The sequence below is a fragment of the Nonomuraea sediminis genome (genome assembly GCF_018531495.1).
In the GTDB taxonomy this organism is placed as follows: Bacteria; Actinomycetota; Actinomycetes; order Streptosporangiales; family Streptosporangiaceae; genus Nonomuraea; species Nonomuraea sediminis.
The window spans coordinates 837,664-857,184 of sequence record NZ_JAHDTI010000004.1; the positions used below are offsets into that span (position 1 = coordinate 837,664).

Consider the following 19,521-nt stretch of genomic DNA (forward strand, 5'->3'; position numbering starts at 1 on the left):
CCCGCTGGAGGGCTCCCTACTCTGAGGACTTACTTCGCTGGTTCTACGGGCTGCTTCCATCCCGTTGACGCGCTCACCCGCGAGGCGCGGACGGCCTCCTCGTCCCCTCGCGCGCCGGACGACTCGAACGTCGCCGTGTAGAGAGCGCCGAAGACAGGCAGCATCCGGGGGAAGAGCCTGCGGGCCAGCGCGGAGGCGTCGGCCTCGACGGCGTCCTCGTACGCCGTCTTCGGCACCGGCCAGGCGATCTCGACGGAGTTCACTCCCTCGCGCGTGGCGGCGGCGGGGATCTGCAGGGCCGTGCGGCACCAGGTCGCGGCCTGGGGCAGCTCGCCGACGGGTACTCCGTTCACACTGACCCAGGCGGTCCCGCTCGGGAGGCGGTGCACCAGACGCAGCCAGCCACCCTCGGCGGCGGCCAGAGCCATGTGGAGGGTCGTGCGCGCCTTGGTCGCTTCGTAGTACGCCTTGCCCGGCACGAAGTTCGGGGCGCGGAAAGCACGACCGTCGGTGACTCCCAGCAGGTCGATGCACTGCCAGCGGCAGGTCTCCGGGTCGGTCCGCCGTCCCAGGACCTCCTGGACCACGTCGCGGAAGGTCCAGTAGCCGCTCGAGTGCTCCCGCGTCTGCGCGATCTGGTAGCACACCTGCCTGGTCTGCGGGTCGGCGTGCAGGTCGGCGAGGGCCGGGTGCGTCCAGCGAGGTCCGGGTGTCTCGAGCACGTCGAGGTAGCGCTCGATGACCTGCCTGGCGCCCTCGGAGTCGGCCGCCAGGGCCAGCTCGAGCTGTTCGCGGACCGCGTCGGCGGGCTGCTCGCGCAGCGCGCGGTAGCCCGCCGCGAGGGATCGGCCGAGGGCACGGACGCGCGGCGAGGCGCCCTGGCCCGGCGGCGTGCTCCCCGGGGGCAGTTCTGCGATGGCGTCCACGACCTGGGCCATGACCCGCTCGATGCCCTCGTCGCTGAGATGGATGTGGTCGAGGAAGCAGGCGGGGTCCGGCAGCTCGGGGAGCCTGTCCCAGGACAGCGCCCGGGCCGCGTCCACGTGCCGGACGCCGTGGGCGGCGGCGAAGTCCAGCAGCCGGCGGCGGATGGGGGTGATCACTCCGGATACGTGGTCGAGCAGCAGTCCCGGCGTGGCGTCCCTGGCCCGCTCCAGGGCGTCGCGTGCCTGCGCGCCCGCGCCCGTGCCCAGCGCCGCCTGGCCCTTGATGTGCCACGACACGGGGCTGAGCCCGCGGTCGAGCTGCACCATCCTGGCGGCGATGGCGGCGGCGCGATCCCAGTCGCCCGCGGCCAGCGCGGCGAGCGCGTCGGAACGCAGGAGGTACCAGGAGCGCAGGTCCACCTCGGGCAGGACGGGCACCTCGATCTCGGCCGCCGGCGTCCAGCCGGCGAGGTTGCTCTCCGGCACGACGAGGACGATCTCGCTGGTGTCGCGGAGCCGCGCCAGGTCCTCCAGCAACAGGTCGACCTCGGGCAGGATCACGTTCTCCACGTACGTCCTGCGCATCTCGGGGTATCCGCCGCGGCGTACGGCGGCGGCCAGCACGTCGCGGTAGCCGTCGTCGAGCGGCGCGAACGTGAAGTTGTTGCCAGCGAAGAGCACGACGACGTCCGGCTCGATGGAAGGCAACGCGTGCAGGGTCTCCCGCAGCATCCAGATGTCGATGTTGCTGCGGGCCAGGTCCACCACCTGGGAGTCGGCCAGCAGCCGGCCGAGGGCCTGGGCCGGGGTGAACCCGGGCTCCAGCAGCCAGCCGCGCGCCACGGATTCGCCGACCAGAGCCACCCGGCGGCGCCCTGCGGGCGGGGGGACGTACGGCACGTCGGCCCAGCGCCACCAGTCGACGGTGTTCTCGCGCCGTCGCAGGGCGACGCCCTCGTCGGTCGCCTCGGTGTCCCATACGCCGACGCCGTTCGACGGCTCGGGCGCGGTGGTGACGCCGGGCCCTCTCATGACCTTCTGCAGCTCGGCGAGGATCTCGGCGCCACGCGTGTCCGAGAGCAATCGGGCGAGGTGGTCAGCAGGCTTCATGGCGTCCCCCTTTCAGAAGAACGTGTAGCTGTCGCTGCGCGACACCGGCGGGTGACGCGGTATGGCCGCTTCGGCGATGGCCCAGCTCGCCGGTGTGTCCTCGCGGAGGATGATCAGGTCCTCCAGCACGAGCACGTCGATGCGGCAGCGGACGAAGCAGGCCAGCGCGTCGCTCGCGTCGCAGACGATCGGTTCCCCCCGCATGTTGAAGGAGGTGTTGAGCAGGATGGGATAGCCCGTTCGCCGCCCGAACTCGGTGAGCAGGCCGTGGAAGCGGGGATCGACGTCGCGGTTCACGGTCTGGACCCGGGCCGAGCCGTCCACGTGCGTGATGGCGGGCAGCTCCGCGGCGTGCCGTACCTGGGCGGTCTCCAGCATGAACGGCGCGGGCAGGTCCCGCTCGAAGAACTCGGCGCAGCGTTCCTCCGGTACGGCGGGCGCGAACGGGCGGAACGCCTCCCGCTTCTTGACCAGCGCGTTGATGTGGTCGCGCATCCGTGCGTCGCGGGGGTCGGCGATGATGGACCGCGCTCCGAGCGCCCGCGGGCCGTACTCCATCCTGCCCTGGTACCACCCCACGACCGCCCCCTGGGCCAGCAGCTCGGCGGTGGCGCTCAGCAGCCCGGCCTCGTCGCCGGCGAAGTCGCGGTGCGGGACACCGGCACGGACCAGGCAGTCGCGAACGTGCCGGATGTCGTAGCGCGGCCCGAGCCGTGCGTCGAGGAGGGGTGCGGGCTGGAAGGAGCCGGTCAGGCGGTGATGGCACAGCAGCGCCGCGCCGAGCGCGCCCCCCGAGTCGCCGGAGGCGGGCTGGACGAACAGGTCGCGGAACGGGCCATCGCGCCTGATCCGGCTGTTGGCCACGCAGTTCAGCGCGACGCCTCCCGCGTAGACGAGGCTGTCGGAGCCGGTGAGCTCGTGCAGGTGCTTGAGCTTGTCCAGCAGGACCTCCTCCAGGACGGTCTGCATGCTGGCGGCGACGTCCTCGTGGAAGGCGTCCATGTCGCTTTCCGGCTCGCGTGGCGGCATACCGAGCAGCTCGGCGACGGCCGGGGTGAACATACGATCGGAGCCGTCGAAGGAGAAGTAGCTCGGCTCCAGTTCGAAGCCGCCGCCGGGGCCGTTGCGGAGCATCTGCCGCATCCGGTCGGCGAAACGTGGCTTGCCGGCCGAGGCCAGCGCCATGACCTTGTATTCGTCGCTGTTCACCGCGAAGCCGAGGTAGGAGGTGAGCGCGCTGTAGAACAACCCGAGGGAGTGCGGGAAGGCGACCTCCTCCAGCAGCTTCAGCCCGCTGTCGTCGGCGTGGCCGTAACTCGTCGTGGTCCACTCGCCGACGGCGTCCGCGGTGAACAGGGCCGCCTCCCTGAAGCCCGAGCAGTAGAAGGCGCTCGCCGCGTGCGACTCGTGATGGGTGAAGGTGTGGACCGGGCCCTCGAACCCGAGGAGCTCGCGGATCTCGCGACGGGGCCTGGCGGCGTCGAGCTGGGCCAGGCTCTGGCCGTGCAGCCGCGGCATCCCGGCGGCCGTCCAGTCGAATTCCAGGAGCGGCTCGGAGGCGTGGTTCGCGACGCCGGCCCAGAGCTGGCGGGAGAGCTTGGCGACGGGATCCTCGTAGTAGGCGACGCAGTCGACGTCGGATATGTCGATCCCGGCGTCCAGCAGGCACGAGCGGAACGCGTTGACCGGCATCGACCGGTCGTAGCGGCGGCGCGTGAACCGCTCCTCGTGCGCCGCGGCGACGGGCCGTCCGTCGATGACGACCGCGCAGGCGGAGTCGTGGAACAACGCGGAAATGCCAACGATGATCATGAGAGGTCCCGGCTGAGAGTGGTGAGTAGCGTGTTGCCCGATGGCCCGACGACGAAGGGGTCCTCCACCTGGACGGCGCCGAAGCCGAGCTCGTGGTAGGGGGTCTCGACGTTGACGACGGTGCCTTCTTCCAGACTGTCGTCGCAGGTGGGTGTGATGAGCACGCGATCGTAGAGCTCGACGCCGATGCCGTGCCCGACGTGCTGGCGGCGGTAGTGGGGCACACCCGACTCGCGGACGGCCGCCACGACGAGGTCGAAGAGTTCCTTGCCGGTCATCCCCGGACGGGCCTCGGCGAGGGCGCGATCCGCTCCCTCTCTCATGGCCGCGTGATAGCGGACCAGCTTCTCCGCCGGCTCGCCCGTGCTGTGGACGCGCGCCATGTCCGACCAGTAGCCGCGGTGCACGCAACCCACGTCCATCCAGATCGCCTCGCCCATCCGCAGCGGAACATCGCGTGGCCGGCGTTGCCCGCCGACCGCCGACCGGCCGAACTTGATGAGGGTGAACGCAGGACGCGCGCCCGCTCCGACGATCGTGCGCTCGAACTCGCGAACCAGGTCGATCTCGGTGACGCCTGGCCTGGCGATCCCGACCGCGGCCCTGATGGCGTCCTCGGTGATCGCCGCCGCCTCCCGCAGCCGGTCGATCTCCGTGCTCGTCTTCACCTTCCGGGTCCAGCGCAGGAGGTCGGCGCCCGCACGCACGCGGGCGCGCGGGAGGGCCTCGCCGAGCTTCTGGAGGAAGCCGTACGGCACGCCGTCCTCATCCACCGCGAGCGTGCCCCCCGAGTATCCGGCCCGGTTCAGGGCCAGGACCAGGGCGTCCATGGCCGTCGCCGCGTGCGGCCCCTCCAAGGCGACCGCGCGCAGCTCCTCCTCGACCGGCTCCAGCGCCGCGCCGGGGGTGACCTCGCGGTAGAACTCGCCGAATCCGACGATCTCGCCCAGCCGTACGTCGGCGTCGAGAGCCTGGTCGAGGTCGCACCTCGGGGAGATCAGGTGCGGGCGGTCCGGCCGGTCGCGGGTCACCACCGCATAGCACTGCCCGCCGTGGGGGAGGACGGACAAGGTCACGTTGGAGATCCCGGTCAGGTAGAAGACGTTCTCCTGTGTCGTCGCCACCACGGCGTCGACGTCCAGTTCGGCCATCCGCTCGCGTAACCGTTCGACGTTCATCGCATCCTCACCGGGTGATGGCGTAGCGGCGGGTGAGCGCGACCGGCAACGACTGGGGGCGTCGAGCGGCTTCGATCAACCGCTCCGGATCGGTCAGCCCAGCGGCGGCTATCTTCTGCTGCAGGCCGTGCTCGCGCAGCCAGTCCTCGTTGAAGGACTCGCTGAGGTAGTGGATGCCGTCGTCGGCCGCCACCACCACGATCCGGCTCGGGGAGTGGTGCAGCGCGTAGTGGAGCGCGCCGAACACTGCGGCTCCCGACGACTCGCCCACCAGGATGCCCTCGGTCTTGGCGAGCACGATGCTGGTCGCGATGCCCTCGTGGTCGGCGACGAGGTGGGCGTGGTCCACCAGATCCAGGTCGAGACAGCCGGGCATCCACGGCAGCCCCAGGCCGCGCATGAGGTAGCCGGCGAAGGGAAAGCCCATGGCGGCTGAGCCGATGGCATCCACCCCGACGGTCACCAGGCCGGGCAGCTCGCGTTTCAGCGTCGAGGAGAGTCCGCTGATGTGGCCGCCCGTGCCCACCGCCGTCACCAGCGCGTCGAAGTTCGGGACGTCGCTCAGCAGCTCGTAGGAGGTTTGCTCGGCGTGGGCACGCGGATTGTCGGGGTTGTCGTACTGGTCCGGCCAGAACGAGCCGGGTATCTCCTGCAGCAGCTGCTTCACCCGGGCGATGCGGGGCCGCTGGTAGAGACCGCCCTCGTCGGCCGTGTCCACGACCACGATCTCGGCCCCGAGCGCGCGGACGTAGTCAAGCTTGGATCGGGGGGCGTTCGGGTCCACGACGAGGATGACGCGATAGCCGTTGACCGCGCCGATCAGGGCGAGCGCCTTGCCGACGTTTCCCGACGTGGACTCGATGATCGTGCCGCCCGGGCGGAGCCGCCCGTTGAGCTCCGCCCGCCGGATCATGGACAGCACGGCCCGGTCCTTGATGCTTCCGCCGGGGTTGAACCCTTCCAGCTTGATCAGGATCTCGGTGCCGGGCACCGTCAGCCGCCGCAACCGGACCACCGGCGTGCCGCCGATCGTGCTCAGGATGTCGTTGTGAATCACCGCAGTGCCAATCGCACCCGATAGCCGGTCAGCCAGTTGTTGAGCTGGATCATGAGCTCGACGTCCGCCCGCGCGATCCTGTTCTCGGCGAGCACCGTGGGGTCGCCCGCGCGCGCGGATGCCTGGTCCAGGTCCATCAGCGCTCGGACGGGGGCCTGGTTGTCGGCGAGGATCTCCTTGAGCTCCGCCTGCAGCTGCCGCGGATAGTCCGGATGGTTGCTCACCGGGGTGGCGCTGCGCCGTCGTTGGACGATCTCCTCGGGGAGCAGGTCCGCCACGGCCGCCCGGAGCAGGCCCTTCTCGATGCCGCCGTGGGCCTGGAGGTCGGCCGGAATGTTGTAGGCGTATTCCAGCAGCCGGTAGCTGTTGATCGGCGAGCGGGCCTGCAGCCCGGCCGCGGAGAACATCGCGTAGTCGGTGCGGAAGAGCGTCAGCACCAGGTAGGAGACGCGCCGGAGCTGCCGCTGCCACTGATCCTCGCCGGGCAGGTGCGCCACGTTGGCGATGGCGGTGGCGTAGGTGTCCCGGTAGTAGACGGGGAAGTCCAGCAGAGCCAGGGTCTCCTTGTTGAGCAGTCCGGTGCCGAAGCCGTTGACGGCGCCGTGCCGCTGGGCGAGGGCCAGCCAGGGGAAGGTGCCCGACTCCACCAGCCCCCTGTCGATCGCCCAGTTGGAGCCCAGGAAGGCGTTGTCGCCGCCGAAACCGGTCAAGATGATCTTGGATCCGGTCGCCGCGGTGTTGCGGAGGAAGATGTGCTGCCCGGCGTCCATGTCGTAGATCCGGGTCGGGGCCTCGGTGGCGAACAGCAGCCCGTCCTTGACGAGCGGATGCAGGATGTCAGAAGGGCGCAGGCTGATCACCGTGTGCACCGAGCCGATGTGCTGGGCGGCCTTGCGCGCGTACGGCTCGTCCTTGGTGCGCCGCATGACGTCGGCCTGGAACTCGCTGTCGAGGTAGTCGATCGTGAAGGTGCGCAGCGGGTCCTGGCCCCTGTGCCGCAGCTCGGCGGCGGCCAGTGCGGCCACCGAGGAGGAGTCGATGCCGCCGGAGAGCATGGAGACCAGCGACGTCGTGTCCTCGGGGAGGTTCAGCTTGATGCTCTCCTCCAGCAGCCCGCGGATCGTGGCCACGGTCGCGTCCAGGTCGTCGGTGTGCTCCCGGGTGGACAGCTGCCAGTACCGCTCGCGCCGGGCCCTGCCTTCACCGTCGAACCTCACGATCTCCGCCTGCCCGACGCTCTCGAACCCGGCGAAGATCGGCCCGGTCGGGAGTGCGTGGGAGATGACCTGCCGCAGGCCGTCGACGTCCACCGTGGGCCGGACCTCGGGGTGGGCGAGCAGCGTGTCCCTGCGCGAGGCGAACACCAGCCCGGTCGGCGTGGCCGTGTAGAACAGCGGCTGGCCGCCGATCCTGTCCCTGGCCAGGACGAGCTCGTGGGAACGGCCATCCCAGATGACGATCGCGAAGGGGCCGTCCAGCCAGGGCACGAAGTCGGTGCCCCATTCCAGATAGGCACGGGCGGCCAGTTCGGCGGCCGATGCCCGCGACGGCGCGTTCGGCAGCCGCCTGCGCAGCTCGTCCAGGCCGAACGGGGTCCCGGTGACGCAGGCGGCGACCGGTCCCGGTTCCAGGGCGAACGGGCGCCCGTTCACCCCGAGGTCGAGCTCGCGGTAGCCGATCGCGGCATGCGGTGAGATCCACACCTCCTCCGCGTCAGGGCCGCGCTGCGCGAGGGTCCCGGTGAGCGCCGTCATCAGCGGCGCCTCCAGGGTCAGATTCCTGGAATAGTCGATCCATCCGACAACACCTGACATCGGAATGCCCTTCTGCTACGTGTGCCTGACGGCCTCAGCATCGCCGGACCGCTTCGAAGAGCCGTCTAGCGCGGCTGGAGTACTCAGTTCCGCCTCCAGGCGCTCGTAGATGGCCAGTGGGGTGGGGGACCGCAGGATCAGACCGGCCGAGGGACGCAGGCCGGTGGCGGCGGCGATGCGGTTGCGCAACTGGATCGCGGTGAGCGAGTCGAAACCCAGGGCTTTGAGGTTCTCCTCCGGGCGCAGCGCCTCGCCGTCGTGCCCCAGCGCACCCGCCGCCTCCGCGCAGATCAGCTCCAGCAACCGGTCCCCGCGAACGGAGGCCGGCTCACCGGTGGCCATCTCCGCGGGTCGTACCAGCTCCCGAAGGACAGGTGGAATCTCCGGTACGGCTCCCGCCTCCAGGCGCATCGGCACCACGCAGGGTTCGTCCAGATCGAGGGCCGCATCGAAGAGCCCGAGCGCGTCCGCGGTGGGCAGTGGCGCCATGCCGGAGCGGCGGATCCGCGCCAGGTCGGCCTCGCTGAGGTGCCCGGTCATGCCGCTGCGCTCCGCCCACAGCCCCCAGGCGATGGAGATCGAGGGCAGGCCCTGGCGGTGCCGGTACCGGGCCAGCTCGTCCAGGCAGGCGTTGGCGGCGGCGTAGTTGGCCTGCCCGGGTTCGCCGAGCACGCCGGCGGCGGAGGAGAACAGGACGAAGGCCGACAGGTCGAGGCCGGCGGTGGCCTCGTGGAGGTGGAACGCGGCCACCGCCTTGGGGCGCATCACCGTGTCGAGCCGCTCCTGCGTGAGCGAGGAGACGATGCCGTCGTCGAGGATCCCCGCCGCGTGGACCACGGCCGTCAGCGGCCGCTGTGGCGGGATGCGGGACAGCAGCCGGTCGAGTGCCGTGCGGTCGGCGACGTCGCAGGCCTCGACCCGCACCTGCGCGCCCTGCCCGGCCAGTTCGGCGCTCAGTTTCTCGGTGGCGGGGGTGGGGCCGCGCCGTCCGGCGAGCAGGAGGTGCCGGACGCCGTGGCGGGCCACCAGGTGCCGGGCCACGTGGGCGGCCAGCGTGCCCGTGCCACCGGTGATCAGGACGGTTCCGCCGGGATCGAGGGGACGCGGCACGGTCAGCACGATCTTCCCGGTGTGGTGGCTGCGGCTCATGTCGCGGAAGGCCGTGCGGGCCTGGCGCAGGTCGTGTGCCGTCACCGGCAGCGGGCGCAGTACTCCGCGAGCGAACAGCGGGACGAGCTCCTGGAAGATCTCGCGGATCCGGTCGGGCGGTACATCGGGCAGGTTGAACGGGCGGTACGTGATCCCCGGATGCTCTGCCGCCACCGTCGCGGGGTCGCGCAGATCGGTCTTGCCCATCTCGGCGAAGCGACCGCTTGTAGCCAGCATGCGTAGCGAGGCATCGACGAACTCCCCTGCCAGTGAGTTGAGCACCACGTCCGCGCCCGCGAAGGCGTCGGCGAACTCGACCGTCCGGGAGGAGGCGAGGTGGGTGTCGTCGATTCCCATCCCGCGCAGCACCTCCCACTTGCGTGGGTGAGCCGTGCAGAAGACCTCCGCTCCCAGATGGCGGGCGAGCTGGACCGCGGCCATGCCCACGCCGCCGGCCGCCGCGTGGACGACGAGCCGTTCGCCGCGGCGCAGCCCGGTCACGTCCACCAGACCCAGGTAGGCGGTGAGGAACGCGACGGGCACCGACGCCGCCATGGCGAACGTCCAGTCGTCGGGGATGGGCACCAGCGTCCTGGCATCCGCGTAGGCGACCGGGCCGAAGGCGTCCCGGAGCAGCCCGAACACCCGATCGCCTGGGCGCAGGTCGCGCACGCCCGGTCCGGTGTCCAGCACGACGCCGGCCCCTTCGAGCCCGAGACCTTCCTCGCCCGGCAGGAGGCCGAGCGTGACGACGACGTCGCGGAAGTTCAGTCCGGCTGCCCGCACGGCCACCCGGACCATGCCGGGACCGAGTGGCTCCGGCTCGGCGGGCACGATCGTGAGGTTCTCGATGAGCCCCTTCGCGGTCAGCCCGAGCCGCCACGCACCTGCCGGGGGCGGCGTCAGTACCTCGTGGTCCACCAGCCGGGACAGCCGGGGGACCCGCAGCCGGGTGCCGTCGAAGCGCAGATGCGCCTCGTCGCTCGCGGCGACGCGGGCCAGCAGCGCATCGGTGAGTGGCGCGTCCGTCTCCAGCACCACGAAGCGTCCAGGATTCTCCGCGTGTGCGGATCGCACCAGCCCGGCTACCGGGGCGTGCGCGAGGCCGGGGCGGACCACCAGGACAAGGCGGACGCCGTCCTCTTCGCCGGCGAGCCGTTCCCGCAGGAGCTCCAGCGCCTCGCGCGCGGCGGCGGCGGGGGAGTCCGCGGAGATCTCGACGGCGGCGTAGCGTTCTCCCGGCATGGGTTCCGGCAGGTCAACGGGCCGCCAGTGCACCTCGAACAGCGAGTCCCTGTCGGCGGCCTGGGCGGGCCGCAGCGTGAGCCCGCCCACCGACAGGACCGGCCGGCCCTGGTCGTCGGTCGCTGACAGTGACACCTCGCCCGTCCCCTCGACCGGCGCCAGCCGTACCCGGAGCCGGGTGGCACCCGCCGCGTGCACGCGCACGTCCCGCCAGGCGAACGGCAGCACGAGGCCGGACTCCCGCGCGTACAGCCAGGCATGCAGAGCCGCATCGAGCAGGGCCGGGTGTACGGCGAAGCCGTCGGCCGCGAGCTGGGGAGGGAGCGCCACCTCGGCGAACACCTCCTCGCCGCGCCGGAAGGCTCGCCGCAGCCCCTGGAACGCCGGCCCGTACTCGTAGCCGCGCGCGGCCAGAACGGCATACGCGCCGGTCACGTCGATCTCGTCCGCTGCCGAGGGCGGCCATGGCGAGGAGGGGGCCAGGTCCGCGCTCTCGCCCGAGTCCAGTGTCCCGGTGGCGTGCAGGGTCCACGCGCCCTCTTCCTGCTGGGTGTGGACGCTCAGCCGGCCGTCCGCCACCGTGACCCGCAGCCGCAGGCCGTCACGCTCGGGGAGCGTGATGGGACGTGCCAGGACCAGCTCGCGGATCCCGGCCCGGCCCGTGACCTCCGCGGCATGCGCGGCCAGCTCCAGGAACCCGGTACCCGGCAGCAGTACCCGCCCGGCGACCGCGTGCCCGGCCAGCCAGCCCGCGCCGGAGATCCGGCCGGTGAGCAGCACGCCGTCGCTGTCGGGCAGCTCCACCCGCGCGCCGAGGAAGGGATGCCGGTCCTCCGACAGCCCGGCCTCGCTCAGACCCGCACCGGCGGGGGCGTTGCGCCAGAACCGCCGGTGCTGGAAGGGGTAGGTGGGCAGATCGACGGGCCGCACCCGGCGGCCAGGCAGGAGCCTGTCCCAGTCGACCGGTGCCCCGTGCGCGTGTGCCTCGGCGAGGGCGGCCAGCAGGCGCGGCCACCCGCCGCGGTCGCGCTGGAGGCTGCCCACAGCCGCCCCGGCCGACCCGCGTGACTCCAGGGTCTCGCTCACCGCGAGCGTCAGGATGGGATGCGGGCCGGCCTCGACGAAAAGCCCGTGCCCCGTGGCGGCCAGTTCGGCGACGGCATCCTCGAAGAGGACGGGCGAGCTGAGGTTCTCGTACCAGTAGGCGGCGTCCAGCTCCATACCGGACAGCAGGACGCCGCGCGTGGTGGAGCGGAACGGGATCGACGCGGCGCGCGGTGTGATGCCGTCGAGACGGGCCAGCAACCGGTCGCGGATCGCCGCCATCCGCGGGGTGTGCGAGGCGTAGTCCACGTTGATCCGCCGGGCGTGCAGGCCGTCCGCCTCGGCACGGGCGAGGAAGTCCGCCACCTCGTCGGCGTCGCCGCCGATCACCACCGAGGCCGGGCCGTTGACGGCCGCCAGGTGCAGGCCGGTATCGCGCAGCCGGAGCCGGGCCTCCGCGACGGGCAGGGCGATCGAGCCCATGCCGCCGGTGCCCGCCAGCTCGGTGATGACCTGGCTGCGTATCGCCACGACGGCCGCGGCGTCCTCCAGGGTGAGCGCGCCCGCGACGCACGCCGCGGCGATCTCGCCCTGCGAGTGGCCGATCACCGCGTCAGGACGCACGCCCCACGACTCCCAGACGGCGGCCAGCGCCACCATGATCGCGAACAGAGCGGGCTGTACCACGTCCACGCGATCGAGCGGCGGGCTCCCTGGCGCGCCGCGCAGGACGTCCATGAGCGCCCAGTCCGCGTGCTCGGCCAGGGCGTCCGCACAGGCGCGGAGCCGTTCGGCGAAGACGGGCTCGGTCTCTGCCAGCTCCACGCCCATGCCCGGCCACTGGGCTCCCTGGCCGGGGAAGACGAACACCGTCTTGCCCTGGACCGCCGTCCCCCGGATCAGGTGCTCGGCGGCGCGCCCTGTGGCCAGCGCGCCCAGGGTCTCCCGCGTCAGGTCGGGTCGCTCGGGGTCGGCGAGCACCACGGCGCGGTGTCCGAACCGGGACCGCGTCGTGACCAGGGCGTGCGCGAGGTCGCTCGCCCGCGGCGCGGGATCGGCCTCCAGCAGCTCGCCGAGCCGCTCGGCCTGCTCGCGCAGAGCCGCGTCGGTCTTCGCCGACACGAGCAGGGGAACCAGCTCGCGCGCAGGTTCCCCGGCCGTACCCGATGGCTGCTCCAGTGTGCCCGGTGCTTGCTCCAGGATGACGTGGGCGTTGGTGCCGCTGATACCGAAGGAGGAGACGCCGCAGCGCCGCGGTCGCCCATCGTCCTCCCAGGGCCGCTCCTCGCGCAGCGGCGCGACCGAGCCCCACTCCACGTGCGGGGTGAGCTCGTCGATGTTGAGCGATCTGGGCAGTTCGGCATGCCGCAGCGCCTCCACCATCTTGATCACGCCCGCCACGCCCGCGGCGGCCTGGGTGTGACCGAGGTTGGACTTGAGGGCCCCCAGCCACAGGGGGCGGTCGCGGTGGCGGCCGTAGGCCTCGATGAGGGCACGCGCCTCGATCGGGTCGCCGAGCGTGGTCCCCGTGCCGTGCGTCTCGACGGCGTCCACGTCCTGCGGACGCAGGTCAGCATCGGCCAGCGCGTCCCGGATGACGCGGACCTGGGCCCGCGTGCTCGGCGCGGTCAGCCCGTTGCTGGCGCCGTCCTGGTTGACGGCGGTGCCCCGGAGGACCGCGAGGATGGGATGGCCGGCCGCCTGCGCGTCCTCCAGGCGGGCCAGGACCAGCATGCCGGCTCCCTCGGCCCAGGAGGTCCCGTCCGCGGCGGCGGCGAACGGCTTGCACCGGCCGTCCGGAGCGAGCCCTCGCTGCCTGCTGAACTCGACGAACATCCCGGGGCTCGACATGACCGTGACCCCGCCGGCCAGCGCGAGGTCGCACTCCCCGCTGCGCAGCGACCGCGCGGCGAGGTGCATGGCCACCAGGGACGAGGAGCACGCCGTGTCCACGGTGAGCGCGGGACCCGTGAGGCCGAGGCAGTAGGCGATCCGCCCCGAGGCGACGCTGGCCGTGGTGCCGGTGAGGGCGTAGCCGCCCGTCGGCCCGGCCTCCTGCAGCCGCGGGCCGTACTCCTGCGCGGTGGCGCCGACGAAGACACCGACGGGCCGCCCCGCGAGGCCGGTTGGGTCGAGGCGGGCGCGCTCAAGCGCCTCCCAGGACACCTCCAGCAGCAACCGCTGCTGGGGGTCGATGGCCTCGGCCTCCTTGGGGTTGATGCCGAAGAAGTCGGCATCGAAGCCGGCCACGTCGTCGAGGAAGCCGCCGTGCCTGACGTAGGAGGTGCCTGGACGCTCGGGGTCGGGATCGTAGAGGCGGCCGATGTCCCAGCCGCGGTCCTGCGGGAAGGGCGAGATGGCGTCACGGCCCGCCATGACCAGCCGCCACAGGCCTTCCGCGGACCGGACGCCTCCGGGATAGCGGCAGCCCATCCCGATGATCGCCAGCGGTCCTCCGGTGGAACCGGTCCTCCCGTCCGTGGCCTGGGTCTCGCCGTCGTCGGCGAGGTGCGCGGCGAGTGCCAGCGGGGTGGGATGGTCGAAGACGGCGGTGGCAGGGACGTCCCTGGCGAGCGCCACGGACAGGGCCGCGCTCAGCTCCATGGCCGTGATCGAGGTCAGTCCCAGATCGTGGAAGGAACGGCTCGGATCGACGTCCTCGGGGCTCCGGTGGCCGAGCACCGCCGCCGTGTGCGCGCGGACCAGGTGCACGGGGTCGTCCCCGACCCGGACCAGCTCGGTGGCCGGCTCCTGGACGTCGTCCATCCAGTAGCGCTGCCGCTGGAACGGATAGGTGGGCAGGTCCACCGTCCGCCGCGGGCCGAAGACGGCACGCCAGTCCGCCTCCCGCCCGTTGACCCACAGTCCGGCCACCGCGCGGAGGACCGAGCGCTCCTCGTCCTCGCGGCGCAGGGTCGGGAGGAAAGCCGCCGCCGGGTCCTCCAGGCACATACGGCCCATGGTGGTGAGCTGCGCGCCGGGGCCCAGCTCGATGAAGGTCCGCACCCCTGCCTCATGCAGTGCCTGTACGGCGGCGCCGTACAGGACCGGCTCGCGGGCCTGGCGCGCCCAGTACCGGGGGTCGCGCAGCTCGCTCGCGGAGACCACGCGCCCGGTGAGCGTGGAGACCATCCGCACGCCGTCGAAGTCGCCGAACGTGAGCCCGGCGGCCGTGGCCGCGAGGCTGTCCATGATGGGATCGATGTGCGGGGAATGGAAGGCGCGGTCGGTGGCGAGCCTTCTGGTGCGCATGCCCATCGCCGCGAGGCGCTCGGCCAGAGCTGTCACCTCGGCGGCCGAACCGGAGATCACGCTCGAGCGCGGGCCGTTCACCGCGGCGACCGAGACCGGCCCATCGGGCGGGAGCACGGCCAGGACGTCGGCTTCCGAAGCCTGGACCGAGACCATGAGGCCGTCGCCTGACAGCCCTGCCATCAGCGTGCCCCTGGCCGCGACCAGCCGGCATGCGTCGGACAACGGCAGAACCCCCGCGACGTGCGCGGCGGCGATCTCGCCGATGGAGTGTCCGGCCACCCAGTCCGGTCTGATGCCCCAGCTCTCGAGGAGCCGGTAGAGCGCGACGCCCGCGGCGAAGAGTCCTGCCTGGACCTGCCGGGTGCCGGTGGCCGTGCTGGAGCGCAGGGGTTCGAGCTCGGCCGCGATCATGTCGAACGTCTCGGCATAGACGGGGAACGCCTCACGAAGCGCGTCGCCCATGCCGGGGTACTGGCTGCCCTGACCGGGGAACAGGAAGCCCAGCCCGCCCCCGCCCGCCTGCCCGGTCACCACCTGGGGCCCGGGCTCGCCGCGGGAGATGGCCGTCAGGCCCTCGGCGTACTCCTCGGGCGTGACGCCGACCACCGCCGCGCGGTAGGAGAAGGGCGTCCTGGTGGTGGCGAGCGACCAGCCCACCTCGCCCGGGTCGGCCGCCGTGACGGAGGTGACCGCGGCGGCCTGCGCGCGCAGTGCCGCCGCCGAGCGCGCGGACAGCAGCCACGGGGCCACGCGTGGAGCCGTGGCCGGTGGAACCGGCCCGGTCGTGGGGGCCTGGGTCAGCACGACATGGCAGTTGGTGCCGCCGATCCCGAAGGAGGACACGCCCGCGATCCGCGGGCCGCCGTCCCACGGCTCCGGCTCGAGCGGGATCCGCAGGCCCAGCTCCGCCAGGGGAATGCGAGGGTGGGGCGAGGCGAAGTTGAGGCTGGGCGCAATCGCGCCCTCGTGGATGCTGAGCACCACCTTGAGCAGCCCGGCGATGCCGGCGCCGCCTTCCAGGTGGCCGATGTTGGTCTTGACCGACCCGACGGGCAGCGGGCAGGCGTCCGGGCGGGCGACGCCCAGCACGGCGCCGAGCGCGGCGGCCTCGACCGGATCGCCGACCGGCGTGCCCGTGCCGTGCAGCTCCACGTAGCCGACCTCGGCCGGCTGGACGCATGCCCGCAGGCAGGCTTCGCGGATGACCTCTTCCTGGGCCAGGCGACTGGGCACGGTCAGCGCGTCCGCGGGACCGTCGTTGTTGACCGCGCTGGCCCGGATGACGCAGTACACCCGATCGCCGTCGGCTCGCGCGGCGGGCAGCGGCTTCAGTACCAGCGCGACCCCGCCCTCGCCGCGCACGTACCCATCGGCGCGGGCGTCGAAGGTGAAGCACCGGCCGCCGGGAGACAGCGCGCCCGCGCGACCCACGCTCAGGCTGCCCGCCGGTGCCAGGATCAGGTTGACGCCGCCGACCAGCACCAGGTCGGCCTCGCCCGCGCGCAGCTTGGCGCAGGCTTCGTGGACGGCGACCAGCGAGGAGCACTGGCCCGCGTCCACGACGAGGCTCGGGCCGCGCAGGCCCAGCACATGCGAGACGCGGTTGGCGATCATCGCTCGTTGCACTCCGGCGAGCGTGTGCGGGCCGATCGCCTCGGCGGTGCCGTACGTCATCGCCAGATAGTCGTCGGAGGCCGCACCCATGATCACTCCGGTACGGCTACCGCGCAGCCGTCCTGGGACGATGCGCGCGTCCTCCAGCGCTTCCCAGCACAGCTCCAGCATGAGCCGCTGCTGCGGATCCGCCGCGGCGGCCTCGCGCGGCGCCATCTGGAAGAAGTCGGCGTCGAATCCGTCCACCCGGTCCAGGTAGCCGCCGGGGCCGCTCGGCGGCCGTCCGGGCGGCGGGGTGTCGCGTACGGCGCTCACGCCCTCGTGCAGCAGCTTCCAGAACGCGCGCGGGTCCCCTGCGCCGGGAAGGCGGCAGGAGACGCCGATGATCGCGATGGGGGTCTCCAGCAACCTCATGAGCGGTCCTCCGGCCGCCGGCAGAGCATCATGGCGAGGGCTTCGGCCAGGCCGAGATCCGAGGAGCCCGAACGCCAGCAGACGAATCCGTCGGGCCGGACCAGGACGGCCCCGGAGGACGGGACGCCGTAGGCCTCGGGCCAGCCTTCTGCCTCCAGGTCGTGCCCGATCCGGTAGACGCGCAGCGGCAGATCCTTGGCCGCCTCGCCGCCTTCGGCCTGCCAGTCCTCGGCGTCCGGTCCGCACATCAGGACGGCATCCGGACCGAAGAGATCGAGGATGGAGATCGTGGCGCCGTCGCGGCGGACCCAGAGATGGGGCGCGCGCGTGCCTGGGCGGCCGCTGAGCTCGGCCGGGTGGACGAACGGCGGCTGGTCGTCCCCGTTCCCTTCCTGGCAGATCGCCGGCGAGCGATAGCCATAGCCGAACGTGACCGTCATCGTGTCCAGGACCTTGGCGGCCTGCTCGGGGCTGGCGAAGCCGGCTCTGGCGGCCAGGCGTAGCTCGGCCTGCTGGATCGTGGCGGTGGCGACGGGCCGCCGTTCGGCGTCGTAGGTCTCGAGCAGCCGGGCCGGGGCATGTCCTGCCAGCACCGCACGCAGCTTCCAGGCCAGGTTGTGCACGTCCTGGATGCCGGTGCCCGCGCCGTAGCCGCCGACGGGAGGGATCACGTGCGCGGCGTCGCCCGCCAGGAAGACGTTGCCCTTGGCGTACGTCTCGGCGCCGAAGGAGGCCATCTCCCACGGGAGCACGTCACGCAGCTCGACCTCGAGGTCGGGCACGCCCACCGCGGCGCGGACGAGCTGGACGCAGCGTTCCGCCGTGAAGTCCTCCGGCCGCTCGCCCTTCTCCGGGTGGAACGTGCTGATCAGCGTGCCTTGCCGCAGCGTGTCGTCGTGGCCGAGCACCCCGGTGACCTCAGGGTTCTCCACCTGGCAGACGGCGAAGCGCCGCTCGCCCAGCACCGGACCCAGGTCGGCGTGGAACAGGACGCTGATCTGGTGGCGCAGCACCCCCCTGCCGTGGCGGCCGATGCCGAGCGACTCGCGAATCCGGCCACGGGCGCCGTCCGCCGCGATCACGTAGCGGGCGCTGATCGAGTACTTCTCGTCGTTGTCCACCACGGTCGCCACGGCCTGGCCGTCCTGGAGGACCAGGTCGGTGAGTTCCGCGCCGAAGCGCAGGTCGGCGCCGAGCTCGACGGCGCGGTCGCGGATGATCGGCTCCACGCGGTCCTGCGGGAGCGAGATGATCCGGGGGATGGGGCTCACGCCGCCGACCTCGTCGGGCGCGGGGATGACCGAGACGGCGATCTCCTTGCCCGCCAGGGACTCGACCTTGCCGTTGAGGTTGTGGCCGGCGAACCCCCGGCTCTCGGCGAGTATCGCATCGGCGATGCCCGCCTGCCGGAACAGCTCCAGCGTGCGGGGGTACCACCCCCACGCACGCGGATGGACGGAGATGGTGTCGTGGCGCTCGACCAGCACGGACGACACGCCCAGCAACGACAGGAACAGGGATGCCGACAGGCCGACGGAGCCGCCTCCGACGATCAGGACAGGTGTGGATTCCTCACGCACGAGGGTCAGCCTGACCGCCCGCCCTAGAGCGGGTGTCCACTCCGGCTGGGACGGGCTGGTCTATCCCGTGGACCAAGCATAGGCTGTCTACATATTGACAGATCGCCTTGCCACAGTCGTCACGCAGCTGAAAGGGGCTCACTTCATGAGCGCCGACCAGACCAAGGGACCCGCCTGGGCGTTCGTGAGGCTCGTCCTCCTCGTCATCGGCGGCATCGTCCTCGCCCAAGTGTTAGTCAGCCTGCTGATCCACCGGGACACCGGGCTGGGGCTCGACGACCTCCTCGTCTTCGGCGGCGGCGCACTGCTGGGTGTGCTGATCGAGTTCGTGTTCTTCCGGCGCACCCGCCGCTGAGCCTCCAATGCGCATGAATACAAAATGCACTTTAATAATAAGGGGATTTGTAACGTTCCAAGAGAATGTTTCTTTCGGAGTAGAAATCCCACTTTGGGAGTACGTATCTTGCCCTGAGAATGACCGTCGTGTTAAGTCTACTGTGCAGTAGCAGGTCTAACCTCGATCGGGGGCAATATGCTGCTCTTCAAGGTGCTCGGACCGCTGGAGGTATATCGCGAAAACTGTGCGATGACTCCGAGCGCGCCAAAACTGCGATGCGTTTTGGGACTATTGCTGCTACGCGCGGACAGTATCGTCGATATGCAGACGGTAATTGACGAGCTGTGGGGCGATCATCCGCCGGCGAGCGCGGTCACGACGATGCAGACCTACATCTATCAGCTGCGCAAGGAGCTCAACCGCGATACGGAGCGCTTGATTACCAAGCCGCCCGGCTATCTCCTGCGGCTCGACGGGGACGAGTTCGACGCCCGGACCTGTGAGCTGTTGATCGACAGGGGCAGCCGGCTGCTCGAGGACGACCGGCCTGAGGAGGCCGCCGAGGTGTTACGGGCGGCGCTGGGCCTGTGGAACGGGCCGCCGCTGGCGAACGCGCCGTGCGGGCCCCTGCTCCAGGCGCACGTGGTTCACCTCGAAGAGCTGCGTATTCGCGCGCTGACCATGCGGATCGAGGCCGACATGCGGCTCGGCCGGGTGTCCTTCCTCATCGCCGAGCTGCGTTCCCTGGTCGCTCTCCATCCGCTCAACGAGTGGTTCTATGCCCGTCTCATCGAGGCGCTGTATCGCGCCGGGCGCCGCGGCGACGCGCTGCAGGCCTTTCGCGACATGCGGACGACTCTGCGGGACGAGCTCGGGCTGGAGCCGCAGGAGCCGGTGCAGCGACTGCAGCGCTCGATCCTCACGGGGGCCGAACTGCCGCCCGTTCCCTCGTACGGGCTGCTATGACGCGAGTGGCTGCCGAGGTC

General features: G+C 71.7%; 9 protein-coding genes. 2 read left to right on the plus strand and 7 right to left on the minus strand.

Annotated features, from left to right (window positions below; translation table 11 throughout):
* Positions 1–29 precede the first annotated feature (29 nt).
* Genes KIK09_RS23710 through KIK09_RS23740 form a run of 7 tightly spaced genes read right to left on the minus strand, consistent with a single transcriptional unit; the run spans position 30 to position 18,198 of the window.
* Positions 30–2,036, minus strand: a complete 2,007-nt coding sequence (locus tag KIK09_RS23710) for an SGNH/GDSL hydrolase family protein (RefSeq protein ID WP_214321458.1) — start codon at positions 2,034–2,036, stop codon at positions 30–32.
* A gap of 12 nt (positions 2,037–2,048) precedes the next feature.
* The gene (locus KIK09_RS23715) at positions 2,049–3,848 is read right to left on the minus strand and encodes a carbamoyltransferase family protein (RefSeq protein WP_214321459.1); all 1,800 of its coding nucleotides are present in this window, start codon (positions 3,846–3,848) and stop codon (positions 2,049–2,051) included.
* Positions 3,845–5,026, minus strand: a complete 1,182-nt coding sequence (locus tag KIK09_RS23720; RefSeq protein ID WP_214321460.1) for a M24 family metallopeptidase — start codon at positions 5,024–5,026, stop codon at positions 3,845–3,847. The genes KIK09_RS23715 and KIK09_RS23720 overlap by 4 nt, the downstream gene beginning before the upstream one ends.
* Before the next feature lie 7 nt (positions 5,027–5,033).
* On the minus strand, positions 5,034–6,083 hold the full coding sequence (locus KIK09_RS23725; RefSeq protein WP_214321461.1) for a PLP-dependent cysteine synthase family protein: 1,050 nt from the start codon (positions 6,081–6,083) through the stop codon (positions 5,034–5,036).
* On the minus strand, positions 6,080–7,897 hold the full coding sequence (locus KIK09_RS23730; protein ID WP_214321462.1) for an asparagine synthetase B family protein: 1,818 nt from the start codon (positions 7,895–7,897) through the stop codon (positions 6,080–6,082). Before KIK09_RS23730 ends, KIK09_RS23725 begins: the two co-directional genes overlap by 4 nt.
* Positions 7,898–7,912: 15 nt before the next feature.
* On the minus strand, positions 7,913–16,618 hold the full coding sequence (locus KIK09_RS23735; protein ID WP_214321463.1) for a type I polyketide synthase: 8,706 nt from the start codon (positions 16,616–16,618) through the stop codon (positions 7,913–7,915).
* Positions 16,615–18,198, minus strand: coding sequence for an FAD-dependent monooxygenase (locus KIK09_RS23740; protein WP_214321464.1), 1,584 nt, complete (start codon positions 18,196–18,198; stop codon positions 16,615–16,617). The genes KIK09_RS23735 and KIK09_RS23740 overlap by 4 nt, the downstream gene beginning before the upstream one ends.
* A gap of 145 nt (positions 18,199–18,343) precedes the next feature.
* Between KIK09_RS23740 and KIK09_RS23745 the strand changes: the two genes are divergently transcribed.
* Both KIK09_RS23745 and KIK09_RS23750 read left to right on the plus strand, forming a co-directional pair.
* Positions 18,344–18,553, plus strand: a complete 210-nt coding sequence (locus KIK09_RS23745) for a hypothetical protein (protein ID WP_214321465.1) — start codon at positions 18,344–18,346, stop codon at positions 18,551–18,553.
* A gap of 177 nt (positions 18,554–18,730) precedes the next feature.
* Positions 18,731–19,501 carry an AfsR/SARP family transcriptional regulator gene (locus KIK09_RS23750; protein ID WP_214321466.1) on the plus strand — a complete coding sequence of 257 codons (771 nt, stop codon included), beginning with the start codon at positions 18,731–18,733 and terminating at the stop codon, positions 19,499–19,501.
* Positions 19,502–19,521 lie beyond the last annotated feature (20 nt).